The sequence below is a fragment of the Achromobacter sp. FW305-C-13 genome (assembly GCF_058783475.1).
Genome location: NZ_JBYSYN010000004.1, coordinates 847,276 through 873,967 on the forward strand (window position 1 = coordinate 847,276; position 26,692 = coordinate 873,967).

Annotated in this window: 22 protein-coding genes and 3 tRNA genes; 20 read left to right on the top strand and 5 right to left on the bottom strand. The window is 64.0% G+C overall.

Annotated features, from left to right (window positions below; all coding sequences use genetic code 11):
• Positions 1-63 precede the first annotated feature (63 nt).
• The 8 genes from AC3WMU_RS27520 to AC3WMU_RS27555 all read left to right on the top strand — a co-directional run bounded on the left by AC3WMU_RS27520 (position 64) and on the right by AC3WMU_RS27555 (position 10,589).
• A complete protein-coding gene (locus AC3WMU_RS27520) occupies positions 64-1,128 on the top strand; it encodes an AbrB family transcriptional regulator (protein WP_424624729.1) in 1,065 nt (354 codons plus the stop codon).
• 234 nt (positions 1,129-1,362) lie between these two features.
• Entirely contained in the window at positions 1,363-1,569 is a 207-nt protein-coding gene (locus AC3WMU_RS27525) for a cold-shock protein (protein WP_006216596.1), read from the top strand.
• A 2,796-nt stretch (positions 1,570-4,365) separates the two neighbouring features.
• On the top strand, positions 4,366-6,285 hold the full coding sequence (gene mnmG / locus AC3WMU_RS27530) for a tRNA uridine-5-carboxymethylaminomethyl(34) synthesis enzyme MnmG (protein WP_424624818.1): 1,920 nt from the start codon (positions 4,366-4,368) through the stop codon (positions 6,283-6,285).
• Positions 6,282-6,995 (top strand): 16S rRNA (guanine(527)-N(7))-methyltransferase RsmG, encoded by a 714-nt coding sequence (rsmG, locus tag AC3WMU_RS27535; protein WP_006227952.1) that lies wholly within the window; start codon positions 6,282-6,284, stop codon positions 6,993-6,995. The genes mnmG and rsmG overlap by 4 nt, the downstream gene beginning before the upstream one ends.
• A complete protein-coding gene (locus AC3WMU_RS27540; RefSeq protein WP_006227953.1) occupies positions 6,992-7,792 on the top strand; it encodes a ParA family protein in 801 nt (266 codons plus the stop codon). The genes rsmG and AC3WMU_RS27540 overlap by 4 nt, the downstream gene beginning before the upstream one ends.
• A gap of 8 nt (positions 7,793-7,800) precedes the next feature.
• A complete protein-coding gene (locus tag AC3WMU_RS27545; protein ID WP_492283253.1) occupies positions 7,801-8,625 on the top strand; it encodes a GNAT family N-acetyltransferase in 825 nt (274 codons plus the stop codon).
• Positions 8,626-8,668: 43 nt separating this feature from the next.
• Complete coding sequence (locus tag AC3WMU_RS27550; protein WP_006227955.1) at positions 8,669-9,592, top strand: ParB/RepB/Spo0J family partition protein; 924 nt, start codon at positions 8,669-8,671, stop codon at positions 9,590-9,592.
• Positions 9,585-10,589: an asparaginase gene (locus AC3WMU_RS27555; RefSeq protein ID WP_492283254.1), complete on the top strand. Its 1,005-nt coding sequence runs from the start codon at positions 9,585-9,587 to the stop codon at positions 10,587-10,589. Before AC3WMU_RS27550 ends, AC3WMU_RS27555 begins: the two co-directional genes overlap by 8 nt.
• On the opposite strand, the gene AC3WMU_RS27560 is transcribed toward AC3WMU_RS27555, so the two are convergent.
• On the bottom strand, positions 10,583-11,476 hold the full coding sequence (locus tag AC3WMU_RS27560; RefSeq protein ID WP_006227957.1) for a LysR substrate-binding domain-containing protein: 894 nt from the start codon (positions 11,474-11,476) through the stop codon (positions 10,583-10,585). The two genes, AC3WMU_RS27555 and AC3WMU_RS27560, sit on opposite strands and share 7 nt — an antisense overlap.
• A gap of 117 nt (positions 11,477-11,593) precedes the next feature.
• On the opposite strand from AC3WMU_RS27560, the gene AC3WMU_RS27565 reads away from it, so the two are divergent.
• The 4 genes from AC3WMU_RS27565 to AC3WMU_RS27580 all read left to right on the top strand — a co-directional run bounded on the left by AC3WMU_RS27565 (position 11,594) and on the right by AC3WMU_RS27580 (position 16,160).
• Entirely contained in the window at positions 11,594-12,181 is a 588-nt protein-coding gene (locus AC3WMU_RS27565) for a cysteine dioxygenase family protein (RefSeq protein WP_006227958.1), read from the top strand.
• 2 nt (positions 12,182-12,183) lie between these two features.
• A complete protein-coding gene (gene metC, locus AC3WMU_RS27570; protein ID WP_006227959.1) occupies positions 12,184-13,374 on the top strand; it encodes a cystathionine beta-lyase in 1,191 nt (396 codons plus the stop codon).
• A complete protein-coding gene (locus AC3WMU_RS27575; protein WP_006227960.1) occupies positions 13,371-14,969 on the top strand; it encodes a rhodanese-like domain-containing protein in 1,599 nt (532 codons plus the stop codon). The genes metC and AC3WMU_RS27575 overlap by 4 nt, the downstream gene beginning before the upstream one ends.
• Positions 14,970-15,164: 195 nt before the next feature.
• Positions 15,165-16,160, top strand: coding sequence for a Bug family tripartite tricarboxylate transporter substrate binding protein (locus AC3WMU_RS27580; protein ID WP_006227961.1), 996 nt, complete (start codon positions 15,165-15,167; stop codon positions 16,158-16,160).
• A 32-nt stretch (positions 16,161-16,192) separates the two neighbouring features.
• Here AC3WMU_RS27580 and AC3WMU_RS27585 read toward each other — a convergent pair whose 3' ends face one another.
• Genes AC3WMU_RS27585 through AC3WMU_RS27600 form a run of 4 tightly spaced genes read right to left on the bottom strand, consistent with a single transcriptional unit; the run spans position 16,193 to position 20,743 of the window.
• Positions 16,193-16,954 carry a DeoR/GlpR family DNA-binding transcription regulator gene (locus tag AC3WMU_RS27585; protein WP_006227962.1) on the bottom strand — a complete coding sequence of 254 codons (762 nt, stop codon included), beginning with the start codon at positions 16,952-16,954 and terminating at the stop codon, positions 16,193-16,195.
• A 17-nt stretch (positions 16,955-16,971) separates the two neighbouring features.
• Entirely contained in the window at positions 16,972-18,654 is a 1,683-nt protein-coding gene (locus tag AC3WMU_RS27590) for an ABC transporter permease subunit (protein WP_424624667.1), read from the bottom strand.
• Positions 18,655-18,676: 22 nt separating this feature from the next.
• Positions 18,677-19,684, bottom strand: a complete 1,008-nt coding sequence (locus AC3WMU_RS27595; protein ID WP_006227964.1) for an ABC transporter ATP-binding protein — start codon at positions 19,682-19,684, stop codon at positions 18,677-18,679.
• A 48-nt stretch (positions 19,685-19,732) separates the two neighbouring features.
• Positions 19,733-20,743: an ABC transporter substrate-binding protein gene (locus AC3WMU_RS27600; protein ID WP_424624666.1), complete on the bottom strand. Its 1,011-nt coding sequence runs from the start codon at positions 20,741-20,743 to the stop codon at positions 19,733-19,735.
• A gap of 149 nt (positions 20,744-20,892) precedes the next feature.
• Between AC3WMU_RS27600 and hisN the strand changes: the two genes are divergently transcribed.
• From hisN to AC3WMU_RS27640, 8 genes are all read left to right on the top strand, one after another.
• Complete coding sequence (gene hisN, locus AC3WMU_RS27605) at positions 20,893-21,699, top strand: histidinol-phosphatase (RefSeq protein ID WP_006227966.1); 807 nt, start codon at positions 20,893-20,895, stop codon at positions 21,697-21,699.
• Positions 21,700-21,757: 58 nt separating this feature from the next.
• On the top strand, positions 21,758-23,143 hold the full coding sequence (locus AC3WMU_RS27610; RefSeq protein ID WP_424624665.1) for a glutamine synthetase family protein: 1,386 nt from the start codon (positions 21,758-21,760) through the stop codon (positions 23,141-23,143).
• Positions 23,144-23,172: 29 nt separating this feature from the next.
• Positions 23,173-24,561, top strand: a complete 1,389-nt coding sequence (locus AC3WMU_RS27615) for an aldehyde dehydrogenase family protein (protein ID WP_424624664.1) — start codon at positions 23,173-23,175, stop codon at positions 24,559-24,561.
• A 24-nt stretch (positions 24,562-24,585) separates the two neighbouring features.
• Positions 24,586-25,749, top strand: a complete 1,164-nt coding sequence (locus AC3WMU_RS27620) for an iron-containing alcohol dehydrogenase (protein ID WP_280027039.1) — start codon at positions 24,586-24,588, stop codon at positions 25,747-25,749.
• Positions 25,750-25,861: 112 nt separating this feature from the next.
• A tRNA-Tyr gene (locus AC3WMU_RS27625) sits at positions 25,862-25,948 on the top strand.
• Between the two features lie 144 nt (positions 25,949-26,092).
• Positions 26,093-26,166 (top strand) — tRNA-Gly (locus AC3WMU_RS27630).
• Between the two features lie 12 nt (positions 26,167-26,178).
• Positions 26,179-26,253, top strand: a tRNA-Thr gene (locus AC3WMU_RS27635).
• 56 nt (positions 26,254-26,309) lie between these two features.
• Positions 26,310-26,692 (top strand): GTP-binding protein (locus AC3WMU_RS27640; protein ID WP_492283260.1); only part of this gene is annotated, 383 nt, incomplete at its 3' end.

Here is a 26,692-nt window from a genome sequence, read left to right on the forward strand (position 1 = left end):
TGGTAGGCAAAGAAAGTTTTCGTAAGTATCCCACTAACTCATAATTCGTTTTTCGTATTAGCTATGCACGTGGATGGGATCGTGGGTCAAAACATGTTGTTGAGGGTGCTGGGTGGTTTGTCGATTGCGCTGGCGGGCGCCTTGCTGGCGGTGTGGGCGCACATGCCCCTGCCGTGGATGTTGGGCGCGTTGCTGGTGACGGCGGCCACGCGGATCGCGGGGTTGGGCACGGTCTGCCCGCGGCCTGCGCGCAATGGCGGGCAGTGGGTGATCGGCACGTCGCTGGGGCTCTACTTCACGCCGCAGGTGCTTGGTCATATCGGCACCAACGCCGGACCCATCATTGTGGGGATGCTGTTCGCGTTGGCGCTGGCCTTCATGGGTACGGCAATGCTGCGCCGCTTCACGGACGCCGATTTCAAGACCGCCTGGTTCTCGTCGGCGATCGGCGGTGCCAGCGAAATGGCCAGCCTGGCGGAACGGCATGGGGCGCGGATCGATCGCGTTGCCACCGCGCACAGCGTGCGCGTGCTGCTGGTAGTGGTGACGGTGCCGTTCATCTTCCAATGGTGGGGCGTGGCGGGGCTGGATCCCACGGTACCAGGCCCGAAGACCGTGGATGGCGCAGGACTTGCCGCGTTGGTGGCCCTGACCTGCATCGGCGGCCTGTGCTTCATGAAGCTGCGCCTGCCGAATCCCTGGGTGCTGGGGCCCATGCTGGTGGCGATGTTGCTGACCGCGTCAGGCGTGGAACTGTCGGCCTTGCCGGACTACGTGCCGAAGATCGGACAGCTGTTCATCGGCTGGTCGCTGGGCGACCGTTACCGGCCGGATTTCTTCCGCGCCGCACCGCGCTTTATCGCCGTGGTGGCGACGTTCACGGTCGGGGCCTTGGCGTTGGCGTTCGGGCTGGGTGCGCTGCTGTCGTACTGGTCGGTGGCGCCTGTGCCGACCTTGATCCTGGGGACGACGCCGGGCGGTATCGCCGAGATGGCGATCACCGCGAAGGTGCTGCAGTTGGGCGTGCCGGTGGTCACCGCTTTCCATGTCACGCGCATGGTGTTCGTCGTGATCGTCACCGGTCCGATCTACGCGTTTCTGGCGCGCAGGCAGGCAAATTCCGCCTAACGGGACTTCGCTTCCAGTCAGAAAAAAGCGACATTGGGGTAAACAACAATATGAGCCGGTAATGGGGGGTGAGTATGCTGATTCCGCAGTTGATTCAAGCAGCGCGCGGACTCGTTCTGTTGCTTGGCGACGAGCGGGAACGCAGCAGCAACGCAGGTATTTCTACCGGTCGTTCAGTTCTCACGGCGTCCTTGATTCATTGCAATTCGATTCAATTACAGGACGCTAGAAAAAATGGCTCAGAAGGGCAAAGTTAAGTGGTTCAACGCTGACAAGGGTTACGGTTTCATTACGCCGGACGTTGGTGGCACCGACGTTTTCGCACACTTTTCCGCCATCCAGGGCCGCGGCTATCGCAGCCTGAACGAAGGGCAGGAAGTCGAATTCGAAGTTAAGGATGGTCCGAAAGGACCTCAAGCGGCCGAAATTCGCCCGCTCTAAATCGGGAAATCCCAATTTCCCGACCGCCAGGTCCGACCTGGCTACAACGCCCCAAGACTTCCGAGTCTGGGGCGTTGTTTCATTTGGGCCGGAATTTTTCCGTTGTCATCGCTTCCGTTTTCAGCCCGCACAGACACGAGGGTTAGTGTTCACTAACATATCCTCCAGCCTTGGATAAGTCTGTGGATAATTATTTTTGGGAATTTGAATTTCGGTGCGCAGTAATGAAGCACAGGCGTCTTGGCGCGCAAGGTTTTGCACAGATTTTCAGTTTTGCCGAGGCGCAATTCAAACTAGCCGAATTGACGGTGGCCAGCAGGAACCGAGCGCGGCCGCTCTACGTGAAACAGGGCTCTTTCCCAGGGAATACGGGCCTTTCGAGCGTTTTTTCAGGCCACCCCCCAGCCAGACAGGCAAGCATGCCGATTATCGGATGGTGGCGTCCTCAGCCTTTTTGGGGCGCGAATCCGGTGGTTGTTCACAAAGATATCCCCATCCCGGTTATGCACAGATGCACCCCTTGATTTGTCTAAATTGAGGGGCGTTTGCCTGTGGATAGAAATGGGGATAGCGATTATTCGGCGGACGATTTGAGCCGCTTTCAGGTTGCGGTTCGTCCCGCACCTATCGATCTTGGTCGCCGCTCGCGAGAGGGTTTCCCGGATTCCTTTTCGGTGGAATTCGCTCTTGGAAACCGGATATCAGGTTTTCCACAGGGATTCACATGGAATCTGCCGCCTCAGCCAAATGGATGATGGCGCGCCGCCACGGGCTCGAGCAAGATAGTTGTGGTGTCAATGGTCCCGGTGTGGCATAGGCGATGTGCTGCGGTAACTACGCGGGTCACAATGGGCACAGACGATGCGGGATAACTATGTTGATAAACCGCCGCATCGTGAATCGCGGCAATTTGACTGGCCGAAGGCGTGGGAGTTCCCTTGATCCGCAGGCCGGGTTTTGGGGTGATTAAGTAAGGGTTATGGACCCGATAGTCGAATCTTATCCACAAAGTTTTCCACCTCTTTTTGGCGATCTCTGCAGGGCTTGAAAGTGGCACAGCTTTGTCCCTTTCAGATGAACACGGAATTGGACGCCAGGCGCTTTTCTCCTATGAGACGCGTTGGATATTTGTGGGTTTTCGAAGATCTGGGCGATTAGCTTGGGGACTTATTTTCGCGGAATTTTCGCCCGGCCGTTGATGCCGGTTTTCTGAGTTATCCCCAAAGTTGTTCCACGTGAATTCGGGTGTACGGCCTCGCGCGGATGACGGACAGATGTTGATAACTTGAATGCGCTTCTGGCCGGAGAAAATCACGGCGTTTTGGTCTTCACCAAGATATCCACTGCATGCTGTGAATAAACACGAGCGTGTGCAAGCTTGGAATATTTCGGCGGATGCCGCGCAATGATTGCCGGCCGTTGATTGCTTGCTTGTGTGCGCTCCGAGAATTTCGTCGATCCTGGATCTTCGACGACCTCAAACGCTGGCGAACCTTTCACGTGGAACGGCAAAAATTAACGATATTTCCGTCAAGGGGTAGGGTAGGGGTTGGAAAATCGTTTTTTTTTACCTGTCTTCGGGTTCTTAAAGTTTCCGCATTTGCCTTGTTTCTTAGAGCTGGGTCGTCCGCATTCCGTAAATCATGAAGAGAGGGGCACAGATTTCTGGCCACGAGACTCGACATCCGTGTCCCTAAATTTGGTGTGTTTCACGTGGAACGTGCTGAAGGCGAACCCTTAGCGTGTTTCACGAACGACATGCAGGACATGTTTCACGTGGAACAGGGTGCCAGGCTGCGGAAGTTTACGGATTGCACCGACGCTCGAGCGGTGATTTCCCTGCCTCGATGTTCCACGTGGAACATGCCCCGCCGTGTCTAGATCGTCGGCACTTCTGCTGGATGGCAATTTAAGCCGGATGTTTCACGTGGAACACCATGCTCGAACGTGGAGTAACGGTCGCTTCGAGGCGGGCGAATTCCAGAGTCGCGGGGTTCTGATGGGATGTTTCACGTGAAACATCTGATGCGTGCACCATAGGGCACTATCAGGCCATGCCAATGTTCCACGTGAAACATTACTCGTCATGCTCGTAAGAGAGGGATGCAGGTCCCCCTGGCGGATTTGCGCAGTGTTTCACGTGGAACATATCGCCGGTACACACGGGGATGGGTTCGCGCTTCGTTTGCAATCGTAGCTGCCACAGGGAGTTCCACGTGGAACATTTGCTCCTGGCAGGCACCTAGCCCGGTACGGATGGCCCGGGATCAACCGTTCCAGGCGGATCGAGTTTAGGGGGCTGGCCGATGAAAAAGGTGCGACGTTTAACCTGGAACATGCCGTAAGGGGTAAACCTCGCCGTTTGCGACGATCTATTTGGCCATCGACCACACCATGTGCCGCTGATCGGATTCGCACTGAATAGTCGGCAGATTCCGATATTCGCGTCGTGTTCGGAGGAGGGCGCTTGTGGATCCCTGCTCTGCCGCTCAAGGGGGTAGAACTCAGGCGCAGGATGTTCCACGTGAAACATGTGCATGCCCAGAAGCGGTGAGGCGCAGAGAATGGCCACGAGACGACTCCACGCCCCAGCCTGTTCCACGTGAAACATGACAAGCAAAAACACCGGCAGATGCCGACATATTCGCCCCGTACCCTGGACCTTCGTTGCCAAATTCCGACGCGAAGCGGGCAGGGCAGGAAGGTCATCCGCACCCCTATCCATGTTTCACGTGAAACATGCCACCCCTGCCTCTATAATGAGCACCGAACGCTCTCTTATCTCCCCTCCCCATCATGGACTATCCCCGCGAATTCGATGTCATCGTCGTCGGTGGCGGCCACGCCGGCACTGAAGCGGCACTGGCTGCGGCCCGCGCTGGCGCCAAGACGCTGCTGCTGACGCACAACATCGAGACCCTTGGCCAAATGTCTTGCAATCCCTCCATCGGTGGGATCGGCAAGGGCCACCTTGTCAAAGAAGTCGACGCGCTGGGTGGCGCAATGGCTTTGGCAACGGACGAAGCCGGGATTCAGTTCCGTATCCTGAACGGTTCGAAAGGCCCGGCGGTTCGCGCTACCCGCGCTCAAGCCGACCGCGTGCTTTACCGTCAGGCGATCCGGGGCCGCCTCGAGAATCAGCCAAACTTGTGGCTGTTCCAGCAAGCGGTCGAAGATCTGATGGTGGAAGGCGACCGCGTCGTTGGCGCGGTAACCCAGGTAGGCCTGAAGTTTCGTGCCCGGACGGTGGTGCTGACCGCCGGCACGTTCCTGAATGGCTTGATCCACGTGGGCTTGCAGAATTATTCGGGTGGCCGCGCCGGCGATCCTCCGGCGATATCGCTGGGGCAGCGCCTGAAGGAACTGAAGCTTCCGCAGGGCCGCCTGAAGACGGGCACCCCGCCGCGCATCGACGGACGCTCGATCAACTACAGCATTCTGGAAGAGCAGCCCGGCGATCTCGATCCCATCCCCGTGTTTTCGTACATGGGTAACGTGGCCATGCACCCCCGCCAGTTGCCGTGCTGGATCACGCACACCAACGCCCGCACGCACGACATCATCCGCGGCGGCCTGGACCGCTCGCCGATGTACAGCGGCGTCATCGAAGGGGTGGGGCCGCGCTACTGCCCGTCCATCGAAGACAAGATCCATCGCTTTGCCGATAAGGAATCCCATCAGGTGTTCCTGGAACCGGAAGGCCTGGATACGCACGAGGTCTATCCCAACGGCGTGTCGACCAGCTTGCCTTTCGATGTGCAGCTGGACTTGATCCATTCCCTGCGTGGCTTGGAAAACGCGCACATCATGCGCCCGGGCTATGCCATCGAGTACGACTACTTCGATCCACGTGGATTGAGGAGCACGCTCGAAACCAAGGCGATTGCCGGCCTGTTCTTTGCCGGCCAGATCAACGGCACGACGGGATACGAAGAAGCCGCCGCTCAAGGCTTGCTGGCTGGCGTCAACGCCGCGCTGCAGTCGCTGGGCCGCGATCCCTGGACGCCGCGTCGCGACGAAGCCTATCTGGGCGTGCTGGTCGACGACCTGGTCACCCGCGGCGTGACCGAGCCCTATCGCATGTTCACCTCGCGCGCCGAATACCGCCTGAGCCTGCGCGAAGACAATGCCGACCTGCGCCTGACCGAAATCGGCCGCCAGCTGGGCATCGTCGACGACGCACGCTGGGACGCGTTCAACCGCAAGCGCGACGCGGTGGCGGCGGAAGTCGAACGCCTGAAGTCTTCGTGGGTCAATCCGCGGATCCTGCCCGCCGAGATTGCGGAACCGCTGCTGGGCAAGGCAATTGAACGTGAGTACTCACTAGCTGACCTGCTGAAACGCCCGAATGTTTCCTATGAAGCATTGATGGCCACGCGTAATGCCGACGGCTCGCTGCTGGCCGGCCCGGGCGTGGTGGAAGACGAGGTCTTGGCCGAGCAGGTCGAGATCCAGGTGAAGTACGCCGGCTATATCGCGCGCCAGCAGGACGAAGTCCAAAAGCAGATTTCGCACGAGCAACAGCCCATCCCCGCGGATGTGGACTACGACGCCGTGACCAGCCTGTCGTTTGAAGTGCGCCAGAAGTTGAAGACGCATCGCCCGGAGACCGTCGGCCAGGCCGCACGCATCTCCGGCGTGACCCCCGCTGCAATCTCGTTGCTGCTGATCCACCTCAAGCGCCTGCACTACGGCTCGCGCAAGCAAGCCGCATGACCGCCCGTATCGATCAGGCCGGCGCTGACATGGCCGGCCGCCTCTCTCGCGCATGCGAGCAGCTGGGGCTGCCTGCCGATGCCGCCGCGCACGACAAGCTGCTGAACTACCTGTCCCAGATGCAGCGCTGGAACCGGACCTACAACCTCACCGCCATCCGCGATCCCCAGCAGATGCTGATCCAGCATCTGTTCGACAGCCTGGCCGCCGTGGGGCCGTTCAGCGAGGCGCTGGGCGCCGCTGGCGCCCCTGCCAAGGTCTACGACGTCGGATCGGGTGGCGGCCTGCCTGGCGTCGTTCTCGCGATCATGCGGCCCATGTGGTCGGTGACGTGCATCGACGCCGTTGAAAAGAAAACCGCATTCGTGCGCCAGATGAGTGGCGCGCTGGCTTTGCCCAACCTGCAAGCGCGCCATGCGCGCATCGAAACGCTGGAGCCGGCCGAGTGCAACATCGTCACTTCCCGAGCCTTCGCGTCGCTGGACGATTTTGCGCAGCTCGCGGGTCGCCACGTGCGCATCGATGGTACCCTCGTCGCCATGAAGGGCAAGGTCCCCGATGAAGAGATTCAGGCGCTGCATGCGCGCGGGGAATGGCAAGTCGACCATATTCAGCCGCTCCGGGTACCGGAGCTGCAAGCAGAACGCTGCCTGATCTGGATGCGCCGCGGCGAAGAGCGCGGTGAAGGACGCAGTCAAGGAACCCTATGAAGAACTTACCCCCCAGCACAACCGCCCGCGTCTTCTGCATCGCCAACCAAAAGGGTGGTGTGGGCAAGACGACGACCGCCATCAATCTGGCGGCGGGCCTTGCCACGCACAATCAGCGCGTGCTGCTGGTGGACCTCGACCCTCAAGGCAACGCCACGATGGGTAGCGGCATCGACAAGAATGCGCTGGAATCGAACCTGTACCAGGTGCTGATCGGCGAGGCCACCATCGAGCAGGCCCGCGTGAAGTCGGAATCCGGCGGCTATGACGTCCTGCCCGCCAACCGCGAGCTGTCCGGCGCCGAGATCGATCTTGTGCAAATGGACGAGCGCGAACGCCAGTTGAAGGCCGCGCTGGACACCGTTGCCGGCCAATACGATTTCGTGCTGATCGATTGCCCGCCGACGCTGTCCTTGCTGACGCTCAACGGACTGGCCGCCGCCCACGGCGTCATCATCCCGATGCAGTGCGAATACTTCGCGCTGGAAGGCTTGTCCGATCTCGTCAACACCATCAAGCGCGTCCATCGCAACATCAATGACGACCTGCGCGTCATCGGTTTGCTGCGTGTGATGTTCGACCCGCGCATGACGTTGCAACAGCAAGTGTCCGCACAGCTCGAGGCTCACTTCGGCGACAAGGTCTTCAAGACCGTCGTGCCGCGCAACGTGCGCCTTGCCGAAGCACCCAGTTACGGCATGCCGGGTGTCGTGTATGACCGAGCGTCACGCGGCGCGCAGGCCTATATCTCGTTCGGCGCCGAAATGATCGAGCGCGTCAGGAAAGATCTGAAGTAAGCCTTGCCATGTCTGTCGCAGCGCTCTTTTCCCCGACCGCAACGCATGTCTCCCGCACGCCGCCTGCCGACGTGCGCGACAGCCTGCGCGCGCGGCTGGAAGAGGCCGCGCTGAACGCGACGGCGGTCGGCGCGCAGGTGCTCTATGATGGTTGGCTGGTGCGCTTTGCGCATTCAGAAGCCAAGCGTGTGCGCAGCGTCAATGTGCTGGGGTTATCCACACGTCCGCTGGACGAGCGGCTGGCGTATTGTTCTTCGTTGTATGCGCGCCATGGCTTGCCCATGGTGCTGCGCATTACCTCCATCGGCCCAGATTTTTCGCTGGACGCCGAACTGGAGGCCCGCGGCTATACCTTTACCGGTGAGACCCGAGTCATGAGCATGTCGCTCGCCCCCAGGCCCAGCGTCCGGGGCGGCCTGCATTTCAGGAAAGTCGACACCGGGCGCTTCGCGCAGGCGGTCGGGGCCATGCGTGGCTCGGCGCCCGGGCATATCGGGGAACATCAAGCGCGTCTGCAAGGACTGGCTGTGGATAAGCTGCCGGTGCTCGCATTGGACGCGGCGGGTCAGTGTGTTGCCGCGGGCCTGGCCGTCCGCGACGATGACCTCGTGGGCCTGTTCGACATCGTCACCGATCCGGGGCAACGGCGTAAAGGCTACGCCGATGCCCTGGTGGATTACCTATTGACCGAAGGCGCCGCCGGCGGCGCCAGGACGGCGTACCTGCAGGTCGAGCCGGAGAATACAGCCGCGCGGGCCCTGTATGGCCGCTACGGTTTCAAAGACTGTTACGCGTATTGGTACCGTCTGCCCGCCGAGCAGACGGACGCCTGAGCCTGGCTCGGGATACAAAAACAGAAGGAAAGAGGATTTAACTATGGCCACCAAGAAACCCAAGGGATTGGGTCGCGGACTGGACGCCTTGCTGGGCGCAGACGCGCCGGCGATCGACAACATCGGCAAGGCCGTCGCGGCCAAGCCCGAGGGTCCGCCATCCACCTTGCCCATCTCGAAGATGCGCGCCGGCAAGTATCAGCCGCGCACGCGCATGGACGAGGGCGCCTTGGGTGAGCTGGCCGAGTCGATCCGCACGCAAGGCATCATGCAACCCATTCTTGTGCGCGCGCTGGGCGAAACCGCGCCCGGCAATTACGAGATCATCGCAGGCGAACGACGCTTTCGCGCCGCCCAGCTGGCCGGCTTGAAGGAAGTGCCGGTGCTTGTGCGCGACGTGGCCGACGAAAACGCGGCCGTCATGGCGCTGATCGAAAACATCCAGCGTGAAGACCTGAACCCGCTGGAAGAGGCGCACGGCGTGCGCCGCCTGCTGGACGAATTTGGCCTGACGCACGAGCAGGCCGCGCAAGCGATCGGCCGCTCGCGTTCCGCCACCAGCAACCTGCTGCGCCTGCTGAACCTGGCGGCGCCGGTGCAGACGATGCTGCTGGCCGGCGACGTCGACATGGGCCATGCCCGCGCATTGCTGGCGGTCGATGCCGCCACGCAGATCCAGCTGGCCAACCAGATCATCGCGCGCCGCCTGTCGGTGCGCGAGGCCGAAAAGCTTGTCGCCAAGACCGCCAAGGAAACCGAATCGGCGGCATCGCCCCGCAAGAAGGCCAACGGCGTCTCGCGCGACCTGACGCGCCTGGAAGAGGCCCTGTCCGATCACCTGGGCACGCGGGTCGCCCTGAAAGTGGGCGCCAAGGAAAAGGGCCAGATCGTCATCGACTTCCACGGCTGGGAACACCTGAATTCGCTGCTGGAACGCCAAGGCCTGTCCGGAGTCGTGGATGCCTGAGCACGCGCTGCCGGTCGTCGCGGTGCTGGCCACTGGCGGCACCATTGCAGGTGCGCAGGCGGACGCGACCTCGGCGGGCTACAAGGCCGGTTCGTTCTCCGTCAACGATCTGTTGGCGGCGGTACCGCAGCTGGCCGGCATTGCCGAGATCCGCGCCGAGCAGGTGGCCAACGTCGGCAGCCAGAACATGACGCACGACGTCTGGCGCACGCTGGCCGAACGCGTGGACACGCTGTGCCAGGACGCCTCGGTGGCCGGCATCGTCATCACTCACGGCACGGATACGCTTGAGGAAACCGCGTACTTCCTGAGCCTGGTGATTCAGCACGACAAACCCGTCGTGCTGGTGGGCGCGATGCGTCCGGCCACGGCGCTGGGCGCCGAAGGCCCGGCCAACCTGTACAACGCGGTGGCGCTGGCGCGCCATCCCGACGCGCGCGGCCGCGGGCCGCTCGTCGTCATGAACGAAGACGTGCATTACGCACGCGAGATCCAGAAGATCGCCAGCGCGGGCCTGTGCGCCTTCGCATCGCCCAATCGCGGCCGCGCCGGCGTCATGCATGGCGGCGCGCCGTGCTTCTATTCGCGCAACACCACCACGCACACCACACAAAGCGAGTTTTCACTCGCATTATTGGAGAAGGCCGGCTGGCCGCGCGTGGATGTCGTCTACGCCCATGCCAACCTGCAGGCGGACCTGGTCGATTTCCTGGCCGACGTGGCTGACGGCATCGTGCTGGCCGGGGTGGGCGACGGCAACGCCACCGATCTGGGCATCGACGCCCTGAGTCGGGCGGTCACCGACGGCACGGCCGTCGTGCGCGCCAGCCGCACGGGCAGCGGATTCGTGGCCCGCGACGTGGAACTGGACGACGCCAGCCTGGGCTTCATCGCCGCAGGCGACCTGAATCCGCAAAAGGCGCGCATCCTGCTGATGCTGGGCCTGTCCGTCACGCGTGATCCGGCTGCCCTGCAGGCGATCTTCGACCGCTACTGATCGCGCGGCGGCGCGCTTGCCGCGTCGCCTTGCTGCGCCAGGCCGAGGTTTGCCCGCAGCATGTCGTAGACCTGCCGCGTCAGTGGATTGATCAGATCACGCCTTATCCACAGGAAGTAGGTCACGTCCGGCAAGGGCGGCAGCCCTTCCTTTTCCCCCAGCACCCGCATTTCCGGCCCCAGTAGTTCCACGCTGCGGGCCGTCACGCCCAGCCCGGCGCGCAGCGCGGCTTTGATCCCCACCAGATTCGGCGCCACATAGTTGGTGTGCCACCGCACGCGCGCCTGCTCCAACGCGTTCAGGGCCAGCCGGCGGAAGATGCTGGGCTCGTCGGCCAGCACCAGCGGCACCGGCGCGTGCACGTCATGCACGTAGTCGGCAGAGGCCAGCCAGACGGTGGGGGAGGTGCGCAGCGCCACGCCTTCAAAGTCCTGGTCGAAACGCGTGGAGATCGTCAGGTCGATTTCACCGGCGCGCAACGCATCCATCAGGAACGGGCTGCGGTCCACGCGGATCTCCAGCTTCACGCGCGGCGCTGAGCGCGCGATGTGCGTCAGCAGGGTAGGCAGGATGGTGTCCGCTACGTCCAGCGGCGCACCGAGTCGCAGGTCCCCCTCAAGCGGCCCGTCCTGCAGGGCGCGCAGCGCCTCGTCGTTGATGGCCAGCATGTGGCGCGCGTACTCCACCAGCCGGCGCCCGTGCGACGACAGCACCTTGTTGCGCCCCTGTTTTTCGAAGAGAGGCAGGCCGATGGTGGATTCCAGCCGCTGCATCTGCTGCGTGATGGCCGACTGTGTCTTGTGCAGCCGGTTGGCGGCTTCGGAAAAGGTGTCGTGCTGGGCGATGGCCGTCAGCGTGCGAAGAAGATCCAGATCCAGATTGCGCATGGCGGGCTCTAAAGTATTAGCGTTGCTAATGGAATGTTAAGGCAATTTAAATTGTTGGCGCGGGATGCGGGCGATACAGTAAGTGCAATAACTCATGAAACAAGAGGAAAAGACAAGGTGAGCACTGCACATCCCCATCAGGCCGGCATTGATGCCGCCATCGGAAATATTAAAAAAACTGTAGGAAATAAGGGGCTGAACCGCGACAGCCTGGATGAGGTGCTGCAAGAGCTCGTGAGCTTGGCCAGCCACACCGACTGGTGGGCGGGCGATCGATACGCCGCTCCGGAAGACGGCGAGCGCCAGGCGCGCTACCTGATCGCCGAAGACGACGACAAGAGCTATGCCCTCTATCTGAACGTCATGCGTCCCGGCAACAAGATCGTGCCGCATAACCACACGACCTGGGCCTGTATCGCTGCCGTGGAAGGCGTGGAATACAACTACGTCTATGACCGCACCGACGACGGTTCGGTGCCGGGCGTGGGCCGCCTGGCGAAGACGGGCACGGTCGTGGTCGGCCCTGGCGCCGGCATCGCCTTGATGCCCGACGACATCCACGCCGTCGAGATCCAGGGCGACAGCGTCATCCGTCACCTGCACATGTATGGCCGCGCGCTGGAAACGCTGAACGAACGCCTGGGCTTCGACCTGGAAGCCGGCACCTGCAAGATCATGCCGATCGGCGTGAAGACCCGCCGCTGAACATGAACAAGCCCTACCGGTCCGCAACGCGTTTGCTGCGCGCAGGGCGTCCCCATCAAGGATGGGTGAACACCCCCGTCACGCGCGCCAGCACCTATGTCTTCGACAGCGTCGCCGCTTGGCGCGACACGCGGGAACGCCGCGAACAGGAACGTCTGCCGTCCTACGGCGCGCGCGGCACCGACAGCACGCATGCGCTCGAAGATGCGCTGGTCGAGCTGGAACAGGGCTATCGCGCGGCGCTTTATCCCACCGGCCAGGCCGCCATCGCGACAGTGCTGCTGGCGTATCTGCGGACCGGCGACCATGTTCTGGTGACCGATGCCGTGTATGAACCGGTACGCCGCTTTTGCGTCGAGCATCTGACGCGGATGGGAATCGAATACACGTTCTACCGGCCCGACGGCGCCGGCATCGAAGCCCTGATTCGGCCCAACACCCGCATGATCTATGCGGAGTCGCCCGGGTCGCTGACGTACGACATGCCGGACCTCACCGAGTTATCCACAGCTGCGAAAAAACACGATTGCTGGCTGGCTGTGGATAACACGTGGGCGTCGGGTTTGATATACAAACCGCTGACCTTGGGCGCCGATATCTCCCTGCTGGCGGCAACCAAATACCTGGGCGGCCATGCCGATGTGATGATGGGCGCCGCCGTCGTCAACCGCCGCGCCTGGCGGGCACTGGAACGCGCTTCCATCGATTTTGGCCAGACGGTCGGGGCCGACGACGCATTCCTGGTACTGCGCGGCATGCGTTCGTTGCCGCTGCGCATGGCGCAGCACGCCTGCCATGCGTTGCGGGTAGCGCAATGGCTGCAGGGCCGTCCCGAGATTGCCCGTGTTCTGTGCCCCGCCTTGCCCGGCGATCCGTCGCACGCACGCTGGCAGCGCGATTGCACGGGCGCCAATGGCCTGTTGACGGTCGAGCTGGCTGACGCGTTCGACGCGGCGGATGCCGAGCGGCTGATCGACAGTCTGCGCCTGTTCGGCATCGGCGCGTCGTGGGGCGGCTTCGAAAGCCTGGTGATTCCGGTGCAGCTGAACACGCGCTCGCTGCCGGACCCGACCCCGCGCGGCGCCATGCTGCGCTTGCATATCGGCCTGGAAGATCCCGAAGACCTGATCGGCGACCTTGAACAAGGCTTGTCCGCACTTACCCAATCCCCCCGTTCTCTCCGGATTTCATGATGCATCCCCATTCCGCCCCTTCCGCCGCAGACGTCGACTCGCACACGCTCAAGCAATGGCTGCACGACGGCCGCGAGATCGCCTTGCTGGATGTGCGCGAACACGGCCAATACGGCGAGGCGCACCTGTTCTATGCCGCGCCTGTGCCCTATAGCCGGCTTGAGATCGACATCGTGCGCCTGGCGCCGCGACGCGACGTACGCGTGGTGGTGTACGACAACGGCGGCGGCGACACCACCGCCGAACGCGCCGCCCGCGCATTGGCAGCGCTGGGCTATCGCCACGTGCATCGCCTGGCTGGCGGCATCGCCCAGTGGCAGCAGGACGGCTACGCCGCGTTTGCCGGCGTGAACGTGCCTAGCAAGACCTTCGGCGAATTGGCCGAAGAAGTTTTCCACACGCCGCGCATCGGCGCCCGCGAACTCGCAGAACGCCAGCGGCGCGGCGACGATCTGATCGTCCTGGACGGCCGGCCCTACGCCGAATACCAGAAGATGAGCATTCCCGGCGGCATCTGCTGCCCGAACGGCGAACTGGCGCTGCGCGCCCACACGCTGGCCAAGGACCCCAACACCACGATCGTCATCAACTGCGCGGGCCGCACGCGCAGCATCATCGGCGCGCAGACCCTGATCAACCTGGGCGTGCCCAACCCCGTCTACGCGCTGGAAAACGGCACGCAAGGCTGGTACCTGGAAGACCTGCAACTGGAGCACGGCGCGCGCCGCCGCTATGACGACGGCGTCGCGGCCGACGAGTTGCCGGCGCTGGCCGCCCGCTCGGCGCAACTGGGCGAACGCCACGGCGTGCCGGTGGTTGACGCCGGCACCGTGCAGGCCTGGTTGCAGGATGGATCGCGCAGCACCTTCCTGTGCGATGTGCGCAGCGCCGAAGAATACGCCGCGGGCTCCTTGCCCGGCGCGCAGCACACGCCGGGCGGTCAACTGGTGCAGGCCACCGACCAATACCTGGCCGTGCGTGGCGCCCGCATCGTCGTGTTCGACGCCGAAGGCGTGCGCGCGCCCGTGGTCGCCAGCTGGCTGCGGCAAATGGGCTGGGACGCGTGCGTGCTGCAAGAGGGCGTGCGCGCCGCGTTGACGAACGACGTGACGGCTGCGCACACACCCGCGATCCCGGCGCTGTCCGATGCCGGGCTGGCCGCCGCGTTGGCGCAAGGCGCGCAGGCCGTCGACCTGCGCCCGGGCATGCGCTATCGCGCCAGCCACATCACGGGCGCTGCGTGGTCGATTCGCCCGCGCCTGGACCGCCTGGACCTGGATTCCACCCGCCCCGTCATCCTGCTGGCCGAAGAGGCCGCCGTGGCCGCGTGGGCTGCCGAAGACCTGCGTGCGCAGGGCGTGACGGATATCCAGGTCAACACGGGCACGCCCGCCAGTTGGTCGGCAGCGGGCATCCCCCTGGAATCCACGCCCGCCGTGCCGGCCGACAGCGAGTGCATCGATTACCTCTTCTTCGTGCATGACCGCCACGACGGCAACAAGGCGGCTGCCCGGCAGTACCTGTCCTGGGAGACCAATCTGGTCAAGCAGATCGACGAACGTGAACTGGCGGGCTACCGCTTTCCGGCCGGCTGACGCCGCGCATTGACCCCGCCCATCAAGGGCGCAAGCGCCACCGCGGCCCGCAGAGGCCGTGTGGCGCGATGACAAACGCATCAACCCGATCAATACGCCCCGGCGACACGTGCCGACGGGGTGCGGACGGTTCATGGCGAACCGGAATGCAAAGGACGGCCGAGTATCCGGCCGCCGACACAAGGGGAAATCCAGATGAAGCACCATGCATTGCACGCTTGCGGGACGGCCGCCCTGGCTATTGCCGGTTTGATGGGGAGCGCCAGCGCCCAGACGTTGAAGGCGCCGGCCGACTATCCCAAACAGGCCATCACCGTGGTCTCGCCGTTCCCGCCCGGGGGCGGCAACGATGGGGTGGCGCGGCTGATCGCGCAGGAACTGGGCGCCATCGTCGGCCAGAGCGTCGTGGTGGAGAACCGCTCGGGGGCGGGCGGCAACGTCGGCACCGCGCAGGTGTCGCGCGCCAAGCCGGACGGCTATACCCTCGTGATGTCGCAGACCAGCGTCATGGCCGTCAATCCGCGCCTGTACAAGAACGTGGGCTTTGATCCGGTCAAGGACTTCACGCCGATCTCGCAAATCACGTCCGCGCCGCTCGTGCTGGTGGCGCGGACGGAAAGCCCGTACAAGACGCTGGGCGACTATCTGGAGGCCGCGCGCAAGCAGCCCGGCATCGTCACCTACGCCACGCCCGGCAACGGCACCATGAGCCATCTGATGGGCGCGCTGGTGTCGAAAAAGGCGGGCGTGAATCTGGTGCACGTGCCGTACCGCGGCGCCGCGCCGGCCATTACCGATCTGATGGGCGGCACGGTGGATATGCTGATCACCTCTCCCGCATCGGCCGAACCGATGGTGACGGCGGGCAAGCTGCGCATCCTGGCCCTGAGCCATGAAAACAGCATCGGCGTCTTCAAGGGCGCGCCCACGCTCAAGCAAAGCGGCCTGGATGGCATCACCGCCGACGACTGGTATGGCCTGTTCGCGCCCGCCGGCACGCCGCCCGAGCGCGTCGCCTACCTGGCGCAGGCCGTGGCCCAGGCCATGAAGTCGCCCAATGTGATCGCCAAGATCAACAGCGGCGGCAGCTGGCCGGTGGGCAGCCAGCCCGACGCGTTCAGGGCGCGCCTGCAGGAAGACACGGTGTACTGGGCGGACATGGTGAAGACCGCAGGGGTGTCGCTCGACTGATACGTCCCGGCCGGCCGGGCGGGGGCGCCGGCCTACACCGCCAGCACGTTGCCGACGGCGCTCTTCAGGGCCGCAAAGGCGGGAGACTTCTGCGCGCTGGTGTTGGTCACCAGATGGCCGATGCGGTCCGCGCCGCAAAACGACACGCGACTGCACAGGCCGATCTTGCTGAAGTCGGCCAACAGTACCAGCTGCTTGGCGTTGGCCGTCATCGCGCGCGCGACTTCGGCCTCGCGCAGGTCGTAATTGGTGGCGCCGCACTCCGCATCCACGCCGACTGGCGACAGCAACGCCAGGTCGGCGCGGTAGCGGTGGATCTCAGCGATGGTGATGTCGCCAGCGGTGGCGCAGACCGGGCCGCCCACCGCGCCGCCCAGCATGATCAGCTGGTTGGCGCCATTGCCCGCTGCACCCACTTTCAGCGCGACATCGAACGAATTCGTGATGATGGTCAGGCCGGACAGCTTGGCCAGTTCGTCTGCCAGCACGCTGGTGGTGCTGCCCGCATCCAGGAACAGGGTCTGTCCGCTGGACACGAGGCCGGCCGCCGCGCGCGCGATGGCGCGCTTGTATTTGACGCGCGTGTGCACGCGCTCGGCGATCGGCGGTTCGCTATGTACCGGCACGGCGCCGCCGTGCACGCGGCGCAATTCGCCCATCGCCTCCAGCTCAAGCAGATCGCGCCTGACGGTCTCGCGCGACACACCGAGTTCGCCGACGATGCGGTCGGTCGATACCTGCTGCAATGACGACAGCAGGGCGCGGATTCTCTGATACCGCTCTTCTTGCCACATATCCGATGCTTCCTAATCTATCTCCGCCGCCGCGCCGCACCGGCGATCAACGCGCGCATGGCCAGCAGAGAGCCTCCAACGACCAGCATGATAAGCGTGGAATACGCCGCGGCCTGCGAAACGAACCCGGCCTCGTCCAACCGCAGCACCGATACCGGCGCCACGCTGACGGTGGGCGTCACCAGGAATATCACCGCCGACAGCGTCACCATCGACCGCATGAACAGGAAGAAGAACACGCCCAGCACGGTGGGCGCGATCAGCGGCAGGACCGCATCGCGCAGCACCTGCACCGTGCCTCCGCCCAGGCAGCTCACGGCTTCCTCCAGGGCTTGCGGCACCGCGCGCATCCCCGTCATCATCGTCAGGAACCCTTGCGTGTGATAGTGGTAGAAGTTGCACAGGGCGATCAGCGCCGCGCTGCCGTACAGCGCATATAAGGGCGTGCCGGGCGCATTGAACGCGAAGATGTAGGACAGCCCCAGCACCAGGCCCGGCACCCCGACAGGCAGCACGGAAAGCAGATATACGATCTTGGCCCAGCCCCGTCCGATGCGGCACACGCCAAAACACAGGAAGAACAGCAGCAGCACGCCGCCGCCGGCCGCGGCCAGCGACAGGTACAGCGAAGTCCACAGGGGTGTGTAGCCGCCGCTGACGGTGATGTCGTAGTGCTTGAGCGTCCATTCCATGCGGTACGGCCACAGGCGCATGAAGCTGGCGAACACCACGGTCGCCACCGTCAGGATGATCGTGCCGCAGGCCAGCAGCACCCCAATGCCGAACGCCGCATCGCGCGCCCGCAGAGGCTGGGGCGCCACCCGCAGGCCGCTGGGCGATGCCGATCCGAACTGGCGCTGCGAGGCCACGCGTTCGATCTGCACCGAAATCAACGACGGCAAGAGCAGCAGGATGCCCACCACCGAGCCCATCCCGAAATTCATCTGGCCAGACACCTGGCTGTAGATCTCCGTGGCCAGCACGCGGTAATTGCCGCCGATCACCGCCGCGTTGCCGAAGTCGGTGATGGTGATGACGAACACCACGAACGCGGCGCTCAGCAGGCCGAACTTGCAGTTGGGCAGGGTGATGTCGAAGAACTGCCGCGTGCCGGAGGCGCCCATGACTTCGGCCGCGTCGTAGTAGCGGGCGTCCATGTTGCGCAACGCGGCCTGCAGGATCAGCACGGCCTGGGGCAGGGCGTAGAACACGTTCGAGATCAGCAGCCCCCAGAAGCCGTAGATGTCGATCTCCCAGCCCGTCCACCGGTGCACCAGCCCGTTGCGCCCCAGGATGAAGATCAGCCCCAGGCCTTGCACCAGCGACGGCGCCAGCAACGGCAGCACCAGCGCCAACCGCACGATCGCCTTGCCGCGCATGCAACTGCGGTCCAGGCCATAGGCGATGGCGAATCCCAGCAAGATGCTGACGGCGGTGGTCGCGGCGCTCATCGCGAGGCTGTTGACGGTGGCGGTCAGGATGCCGCGGGTGGCGAACACTTCGGCATAGTTGCCCAGCCCGATCGAACCGTCCTTTTCCACGAGGCTGCGCCACGCCACGGTGGCCAAGGGGTACAGGAAGAACAGCGCCAGGCCCGCCAGCGGAATCGCCACGCAGGTCCACAGCAGCATCCGGTCGGCCGACCAGGGGGCGCGCCCGGCCGGCGCCGCCACGGCCGCGCCCGCGTCCAGCGTGCTCATCGGCAGGCCCTACGCGCGCCGCTCATACGCTGACCCAGGCGCATTGCCCGGGTTCCATGTCCAGGCGCACTGGCGCGCCGCGCGACAGGCCTGCCGCGCCGTGCTGTTCCACTACCAGCTCGCGTCCCAGCCACGCGATACGCAAGCGCGTCAGATTGCCCATGAAGGTCATGTCCTGCACGCGCCCCGCCCCTTGCGCGTCGGCAGCGATGCGCAGGTTTTCCGGGCGCAGGCAGGCTTCATAGCGTTCGCTGGCGCCTTCGGGGCGTGTCGCCATCAGATGGGGCATGGCGTCGCGCACCCAATCGGTGGGCAGCAGATTGCTCAAGCCCACGAAGTTGGCCACGAAGCGCGTGCGGGGCCGCAGGTACAGGTCGGACGGCGATCCCACCTGTTCGATCCGCCCATCGTTCATGCAAACGATCTTGTCGGCCAGTGTCAGCGCTTCCTCCTGGTCGTGCGTGACCATGATCGTGGGGATCTTCAGCCGGCGCTGCACCTCATGGATTTCGGCGCGCATATCGGTGCGTACGCGTGCATCCAACGCCGACAACGGTTCGTCCAGCAGGATCAGCGCCGGGTCCACGGCCAGCGCGCGCGCCAGCGCCACGCGCTGCTGCTGCCCGCCGGACAGCTGATGCGGATAGCGCGACGCATAGTCGGGCAGCTTGATCAGCGTCAGCAGTTCGGCCACGCGCGCAGCAATGCGGTCGCGCGGCTCGCCCCGGATGCGCAGGCCATAGCCCACGTTCTCGGCCACCGTCATGTTGGGAAACAGCGAGTACGACTGGAACACGATGCCAAATCCGCGCTTGCGGGCTGGCAATCCGCTCAGGTCGCGCCCGCCCAGGGTGATGGTGCCGCGGTCGAAAGGCAACAGGCCCGCCACGATGCGCAGCAAGGTCGTCTTGCCGCAACCGCTGGGGCCAAGCAGGCAGACGAATTCGTGTTCGCCGACCGACAGGTCGATGTCCTCCAGCGCCACCGACGCGTCGAAGGTTTTCCGTATCCCGCGCAGTTCCAGATACATGGCGTCTCCCGGACGCTGGAACGACGGGCCTGGCCCGCCGCGCCAGCCTCAACGCTTGATGGTGTCTTGCCAGGTCTTGATCGTGGCGTCGCGCTCGGCCGCGGACTTCTGGAAGTCCACCGGATACAGCACGGCGGTCAGGTCCTTGGGCAGACCCGCAGCCTCGGCCGCCTTGTTGGGGGCGGCGCCGGGCAGGGTGACCAGTTCCTTGTATTTGCTGTAGAGGCCCCCCGCCTGCGCCGACAGCGTCCAATCCAGGAAGCGCTTGGCGTCCGCGGGGTTCTTGGCCGTCTTCATCAGGCCCGAGGCCTCAAGCTCGTACCCCACCCATTGCTTGGGGATCACCATCTTGACGGGGTAGCCTTCCTCGATCGACTGCATGGCGGGGAAGGCGAACGAGACGCCAATCGCGTATTCGCCGGCGCGCGCCATCTTGCAGGGGCGGGACCCCGATGGCGTGTACTGCGCCACGTTCTTGTCCAGGTCCTTCAGCAGCGCCCACCCTTTTTCTTTGCCCAGGCCCTGCAGCAGCGCGACGATCTGCAGGTAACCCGTGCCCGAGGCGGCGGGGCTCGGAATGACGATCTCGCCCTTGTAGGCGGGGTTGGCCAGGTCTTCCCACGACGTGGGCATGGACAGGTTCTTGGATTTCAGCCGGTCGGTGTTCACACAGAAGGCGGCGACGTAGCCGGTGGCGGCGAACCACTTGTTGTCCGCGCCCTTGTACTGGGCGGGCAGGGCGTCGATGCCCTTGGCCGCATAGGGCTCCAGCAGGTTCTGCAGGCGCGGGTCCAGCATGTTGCTGACGGCAAAGCCCCAGATCACATCCTGCTGCGGGTTCGCGGCCTCGGCAATCAGCCGGGCGCCCAGGTCGCCGGTGGACAGGCGCAGCACGTTGACCTTCACGTCCGGCATGGCCGCGTTGGCCGCCTTCAGGTACGCCGCGATCTCGTCTTCCTCCAGCGCGGTGTAGACCGTGATGGGCCCGGCCTGGGCAGCCTGTGCATAACTTAGGGAAATTACTGCAACCACAACGCTAAGCTTCTTCATACATTGCATGATGGAACTCCGGTGGGAATACACGGCAACGGTGTGAGCTACTGATGCGGACGGCGACCTTCCTGGATAAGGGTCAGGTTGCAGTTTTAGGTATATTTGCAAATTTGGGGCAACGTGTCTAGACTGGAAAAACCCCTGGGAGCACTGTGATGCAAACCTCCGCCGCGCTGCCGGCGCAGCAATTGGCCGAATATTCCTCGTTCGCGCAAACCCTCGCGGACCGCGTCCGGCCCTTGTCACGCAAGTGGTTCCGGCACCCGCTGTCCATCGATACCAAGGCGGACGAAAGCCCCGTCACGCAGGCCGACCGCGAAGTCGAGGCCGCGCTGCGCGAGGCCATCGCGCAGCACTACCCCCAGCACGGCATCTTCGGTGAAGAGTTCGGCGCCTTGCACACCGAGGCCGAACTCGTCTGGTCGCTGGACCCCATCGACGGCACGCGCGCGTTCATTTCGGGCAACCCCTTGTGGGGCACCTTGCTGGCGCTGCTTCACCGGGGCCGGCCCGTACTGGGCCTGATCGATATCCCCATGCTGCAGGAACGCTGGATCGGCGCGGCCGATTCCCCGGCACGGCTGAACGGCGAGATCTGCCAGGCCAGCGCCTGTACCGAGCTTCGCAACGCCATCCTGTACGCCACGTCGCCGGACATCTTCGAAGGCGCCGAGCTGGCCGCCTTCGACGCCTTGACGGATGCAGCGCGCATGCGCCGCTACGGGGGCGATTGCTACAGCTACGGACTGCTGGCCAGCGGCCACGTCGACCTGGTGGTCGAGGCCGGCCTGCAGCCCTATGACTACCTGGCGCTGATGCCCGTGATCGAAGGCGCGGGCGGCGTCATAACCGATTGGTCGGGGCAGCCGCTCAGCCTCGAATCCCAGGGCCGCGTCGTCGCGGCCGCCACGCCGCAGCTGCATCGCCAGGCGATGCGGGTGCTGGGGGCGGCCATGACCTGAACGCCGCGCCGCCCGCCCGCAGGTCAACGCAACGCTTCAGCCACAAAGGTGAACGAGCATGCATGCACTAGGGGTAGCAACGGTGGAAGACGCAGAGCGGCTGGTGCAAGCCAGCCCGCTCTCGCATATCAAGGTGGGCTTGTCCGACATCGACGGCGTCATGCTGGGCAAGTACCTGCGACGCGACAAGTTCCTGGGCGCGCTGCGCTCCGGCCTGGCGTTCTGCGACGTGGTGTTCGGCTGGGACCTCGATGACCAGCTCTACGACAACACCAAGTACACCGGCTGGCACACCGCCTACCCCGACGCCAAGTTGCGCATCGTGCCGCAGACCGGGCGCCGGCTGCCGCTTGAACAGGGGCCCGGCGGCGAAGACATGCTGCTGTTCCTGGCGGAATTCGAGGGCGACGCGGGTGCCATCTGTCCGCGCCGGCTGCTGCACCGCACGCTGGACCGGGCCGCAGGCATGGGCTACGACGTCTACGCGGCGCTGGAGTACGAGTTCTTCATGTTCCGCGAAACGCCGCATTCGGTGCGCGCGAAAAACTATCGCAACATGGAAAACTGGACGCCGGGCAACTTCGGCTATTCCATGCTGCGCAGCACGGTCGAGGGCGACTTCTACCGCAAGCTGCTGGACATGTGCGAACGCATGGACATGCCCATTGAAGGCCTGCATACCGAAACGGGGCCGGGCGTGCTGGAAGCGGCCATCGCGGTGGACCAGGCGGCCGCCGCCGGCGACAAGGCTTTCCTCTTCAAGACCTTCACCAAGGCGTTGGCGCAGCAAAACGGGCTGATGGCCACCTTCATGGCCAAATGGTCGCACGACCATCCTGGCCAAAGCGGCCATATCCACCTGTCGCTGCGCGAGAAGAAAAGCGGCCGTTCGGCGTTCTATGACGAATCCCAACCGCATGGCATGAGCGCGGCGCAGACGTCCTTCATGGCGGGCGTGCAGCGCTACCTGCCCGAGTTCATGGCGCTGTACGCGCAGACGATCAACAGCTACTCGCGTCTGGTGCCCGGCTATTGGGCGCCGCTGGACGCCACCTGGGGCATGGAAAACCGCACCACCGCGCTGCGCCTCATCCCGGGCAGCGACAAATCGCAGCGCGTCGAAGTGCGCATCGGCTCCGCAGACGCCAATCCCTACCTGGCGCTGTCGGCCGCGCTGGCTTCGGGCCTGTACGGCATCGAGCAAGGGCTCAAACCCGAACCCATGGTGCAAGGCAACGCCTACACCCAGAAATTTCCAGCACACCTGCACCTGCCCACGACCTTATGGGAGGCCGCGCAGCGTCTGCGCGAATCCGAGGCGGCCCGCCACCTGTTCGGCGACCCGTTCGTGGAGCACTACGCCGCGACCCGCGAGTGGGAAGAACGCCAGTTCCGGCGCCACGTGACCGACTGGGAGCTGGCGCGTTATTTCGAAATCATCTGATTCCGTCCAACTGCTTGCATAGGGCCACCATGACCCAGGAACTCATCACCATCAGTCCCATCGACGGGCGCGAGGTCGTGCGCCGCGCCTATGCCAGCGAAGCGCAGATCGCCCAGGCACTGGCCCAGGCCCAATCCGCGCAAGCCGCCTGGCAGGCGCTGGGCGTGGGCGAACGGGGGCGCATCGTGTCGGCGGCGGTCGACCGTTTCGTCGCGGCCAAGGACGAGATCGCGCGGGCCATCACGATCCAGATGGGACGCCCCTTGCGCTACACGCCGGGCGAAGTCGCTGGCTTTGAAGCGCGTGCGCGCCATATGATCTCGATCGCCGACGCGGCGCTGGCGCCCATCCGCGTGCCCGACCAGGCGGGCTTCACCCGCTTCATCAGCCGTGAACCCATCGGCGTTGCCCTGACCGTCGCGCCGTGGAACTACCCGCTGTTGACGGCCGTGAACAGCATCGTCCCGGCCTTGATGGCAGGCAACACCGTCATCCTGAAGCACTCCGACCAGACCCCCTTGTGCGCCGAGCTGATCGAACGCGCATTCCGCGACGCCGGTGCGCCCAAAGGCGTGTTCCAGTACCTGCATGCCAACCACGACACTGTCCAGCGGCTGATCCGCGCACCCGAGATCGGCTACGTGTCATTTACCGGATCGGTGCGCGGCGGGCGCATCGTCGAGGAAAGCGCGGCGGGGCGCTTTATCGGTGTAGGCCTGGAGCTGGGCGGCAACGATCCGGCCTATGTGCGAGCCGACGCCAAGCTGGACCACGCGGTCGACACCCTGGTCGACGGCGCCTTCTTCAATTCGGGCCAATCCTGCTGCGGCATCCAACGCATCTACGTCGCACGGCCGCTGTACGACGAGTTCGTCGAACGCGCCGTCGCCCTGACGAACGGTTACGTACTGGGCAATCCGCTGCACGCCGATACGACGTTAGGTCCCGTCGTTCGTGCGCGCGCGGCCGCGGATATCCGAGAAGTCATCGCCGAAGCCGCAGCAGCCGGCGCCCAAAACCTGATTGATCCTTCACATTTCGATATTGCGAGTGAAGGCTCGCCTTACGTCGCGCCCGCATTGCTGACGCGAGTAAACCATCGCATGCGAATCATGAACGACGAATGCTTCGGTCCGGTCGTCGGCATCATGCCGGTCGACACTGACGATGAGGCCGTCGCGTTGATGAACGACAGCCCCTACGGACTGACGGCCGCGGTCTTCACGCAGGACGAAGACACCGCCTTGGCGCTGGGCCGGCAAGTGCGCACAGGCACCTTCTTCATGAACCGTTGCGACTACCTGGACCCCGCGCTCGCCTGGACGGGTGTCAAGAACACGGGGCGCGGCGTGTCCTTGTCGGTCGTTGGCTACGAACCGCTCACGCAAGCCAAATCTTTTCATCTTCGCAGCGTCTGACCCGACGCCTTCAGGAATCGAATCATGACTGTGCCAAGCGTCAACTGGAACTTTCCCACCGCCATCAAGGCGGGCCCCGGCCGCGTCAAGGAGCTTGCCGATTGGTGCGCCGAACTCGGTATGCGGCGGCCCTTGCTTGTCACGGATCCCGGCCTTGCCGCATTGCCGATGGTGAGCGACGCCGTGCGCGCCTGCCGCCAGGCAGGCCTGGAGTGCGGCCTCTTCCACGAGGTCAAGGGCAACCCGACGGGCCGCAATGTCGAAGATGGCGTGGCGGCGTACAAGCAGGGCAGGCATGACGGCGTCATCGCTTTCGGTGGCGGCTCGGCGCTGGACGCAGCCAAGGCGATTGCGCTGATGGCGGGCCAGAAGCGGCCGCTGTGGGACTTCGAGGATATCGGCGACAACTATCAGCGCGTAAACGTGGCCGGCATGGCGCCCGTGGTCGCGGTCCCAACCACGGCGGGTACGGGGTCCGAAGTGGGCCGCGCATCGGTCATCACGGACGAGGCCGCACAGGTCAAGCGCATCATCTTCCATGCGCGCATGCTGCCGGCCATCGTCATCCTGGACCCGGAGCTGACGGTGGGGCTGCCGCCGAAGATCACTGCGGCAACCGGCATGGACGCGCTGTCGCACAACCTGGAAGCCTACTGTTCACCGTTCTTTCATCCGATGGCAGCCGGCATCGCCATCGAAGGCATGCGCCTCGTCAAGGAATACCTGCCGCAAGCCGTGGCCGATGGCAGCGACCTGCAAGCCCGTCAGCAGATGCTCGTGGCTTCAAGCATGGGCGCCACGGCCTTCCAGCGCGGGTTAGGCGCTATGCACGCGCTGGCGCATCCGCTGGGTGCGCTGTACGACGCGCATCACGGCATGCTGAACGCGATCCTGATGCCGTATGTGCTGAAAGCCAACCAGCACGCGGTGGCACCCCGGCTCGAGGCGCTGGCCCGTTACCTGGATTTGCCCGCCACGGGCCCCGGGGCGGTCCTGGACTGGGTGCTGCATCTGCGCGAGACCGTGGGCATTCCCCATACCCTGGCCGAAATCGGCATCGACGAGGGCCAGGCCGAGCGGGTAGGGCGCATGGCCAGCGAGGATCCCTCAGGGGGAACCAACCCCATTATTTTCACGGCCGACGACTATTCACAACTTTTGCGTGCATCAATTCGCGGAAACCTGTAAGCTTCGCCCCCTCTGCGCGGAAACGCGTGTGGTTGAACGAAAGTTTTGAATATTTTCATCCGAAGGGTTTGACACCGGATTCGAAAGTGTTCATAATCTCAAGTTCTCCGCTGGAGGGGTGCCCGAGTGGTTAAAGGGGGCAGACTGTAAATCTGTTGGCCTTGCGCCTACATTGGTTCGAATCCAATCTCCTCCACCAGAGACCCAACTCTGAATCCAGGCGATGTCTGCCTGGATTTTAAAATTAGGCCTAGGGAACTGGGCGACCTTCGCAAAGAAGGTTGTAAGGTTCCCCAGGCCTTGATTTTGAAAGGTTTGGGAAAGAGAAGGTGATGGGTATGCCGCGGGTGTAGCTCAATGGTAGAGCAGAAGCCTTCCAAGCTTACGACGAGGGTTCGATTCCCTTCACCCGCTCCAAGATTTTTAAATGCCCATGTGGCTCAGTGGTAGAGCACTCCCTTGGTAAGGGAGAGGTCGCGCGTTCGATCCGCGCCATGGGCACCACAAATTTCCAAGTTCTTTTCTTCAGTCTGAAGCGCAATCCAGGTCAGGAGTCAGCCATGGCAAAAGGCAAGTTTGAACGTACCAAGCCGCACGTGAACGTGGGTACGATTGGTCACGTTGACCACGGCAAAACGACGTTGACGGCAGCTATCACGACCGTTCTGTCGAACAAGTTCGGTGGCGAAGCCAAGGGCTACGACCAGATCGATGCGACTCCTGAAGAAAAGGCTCGCGGCATCACGATCAACACCGCCCACGTCGAGTACGAAACGGAAGCGCGTCACTACGCGCACGTTGACTGCCCGGGCCACGCTGACTATGTGAAGAACATGATCACGGGCGCCGCGCAAATGGACGGCGCGATCCTGGTGGTTTCGGCCGCTGACGGCCCGATGCCGCAAACGCGTGAACACATCCTGCTGAGCCGCCAAGTTGGCGT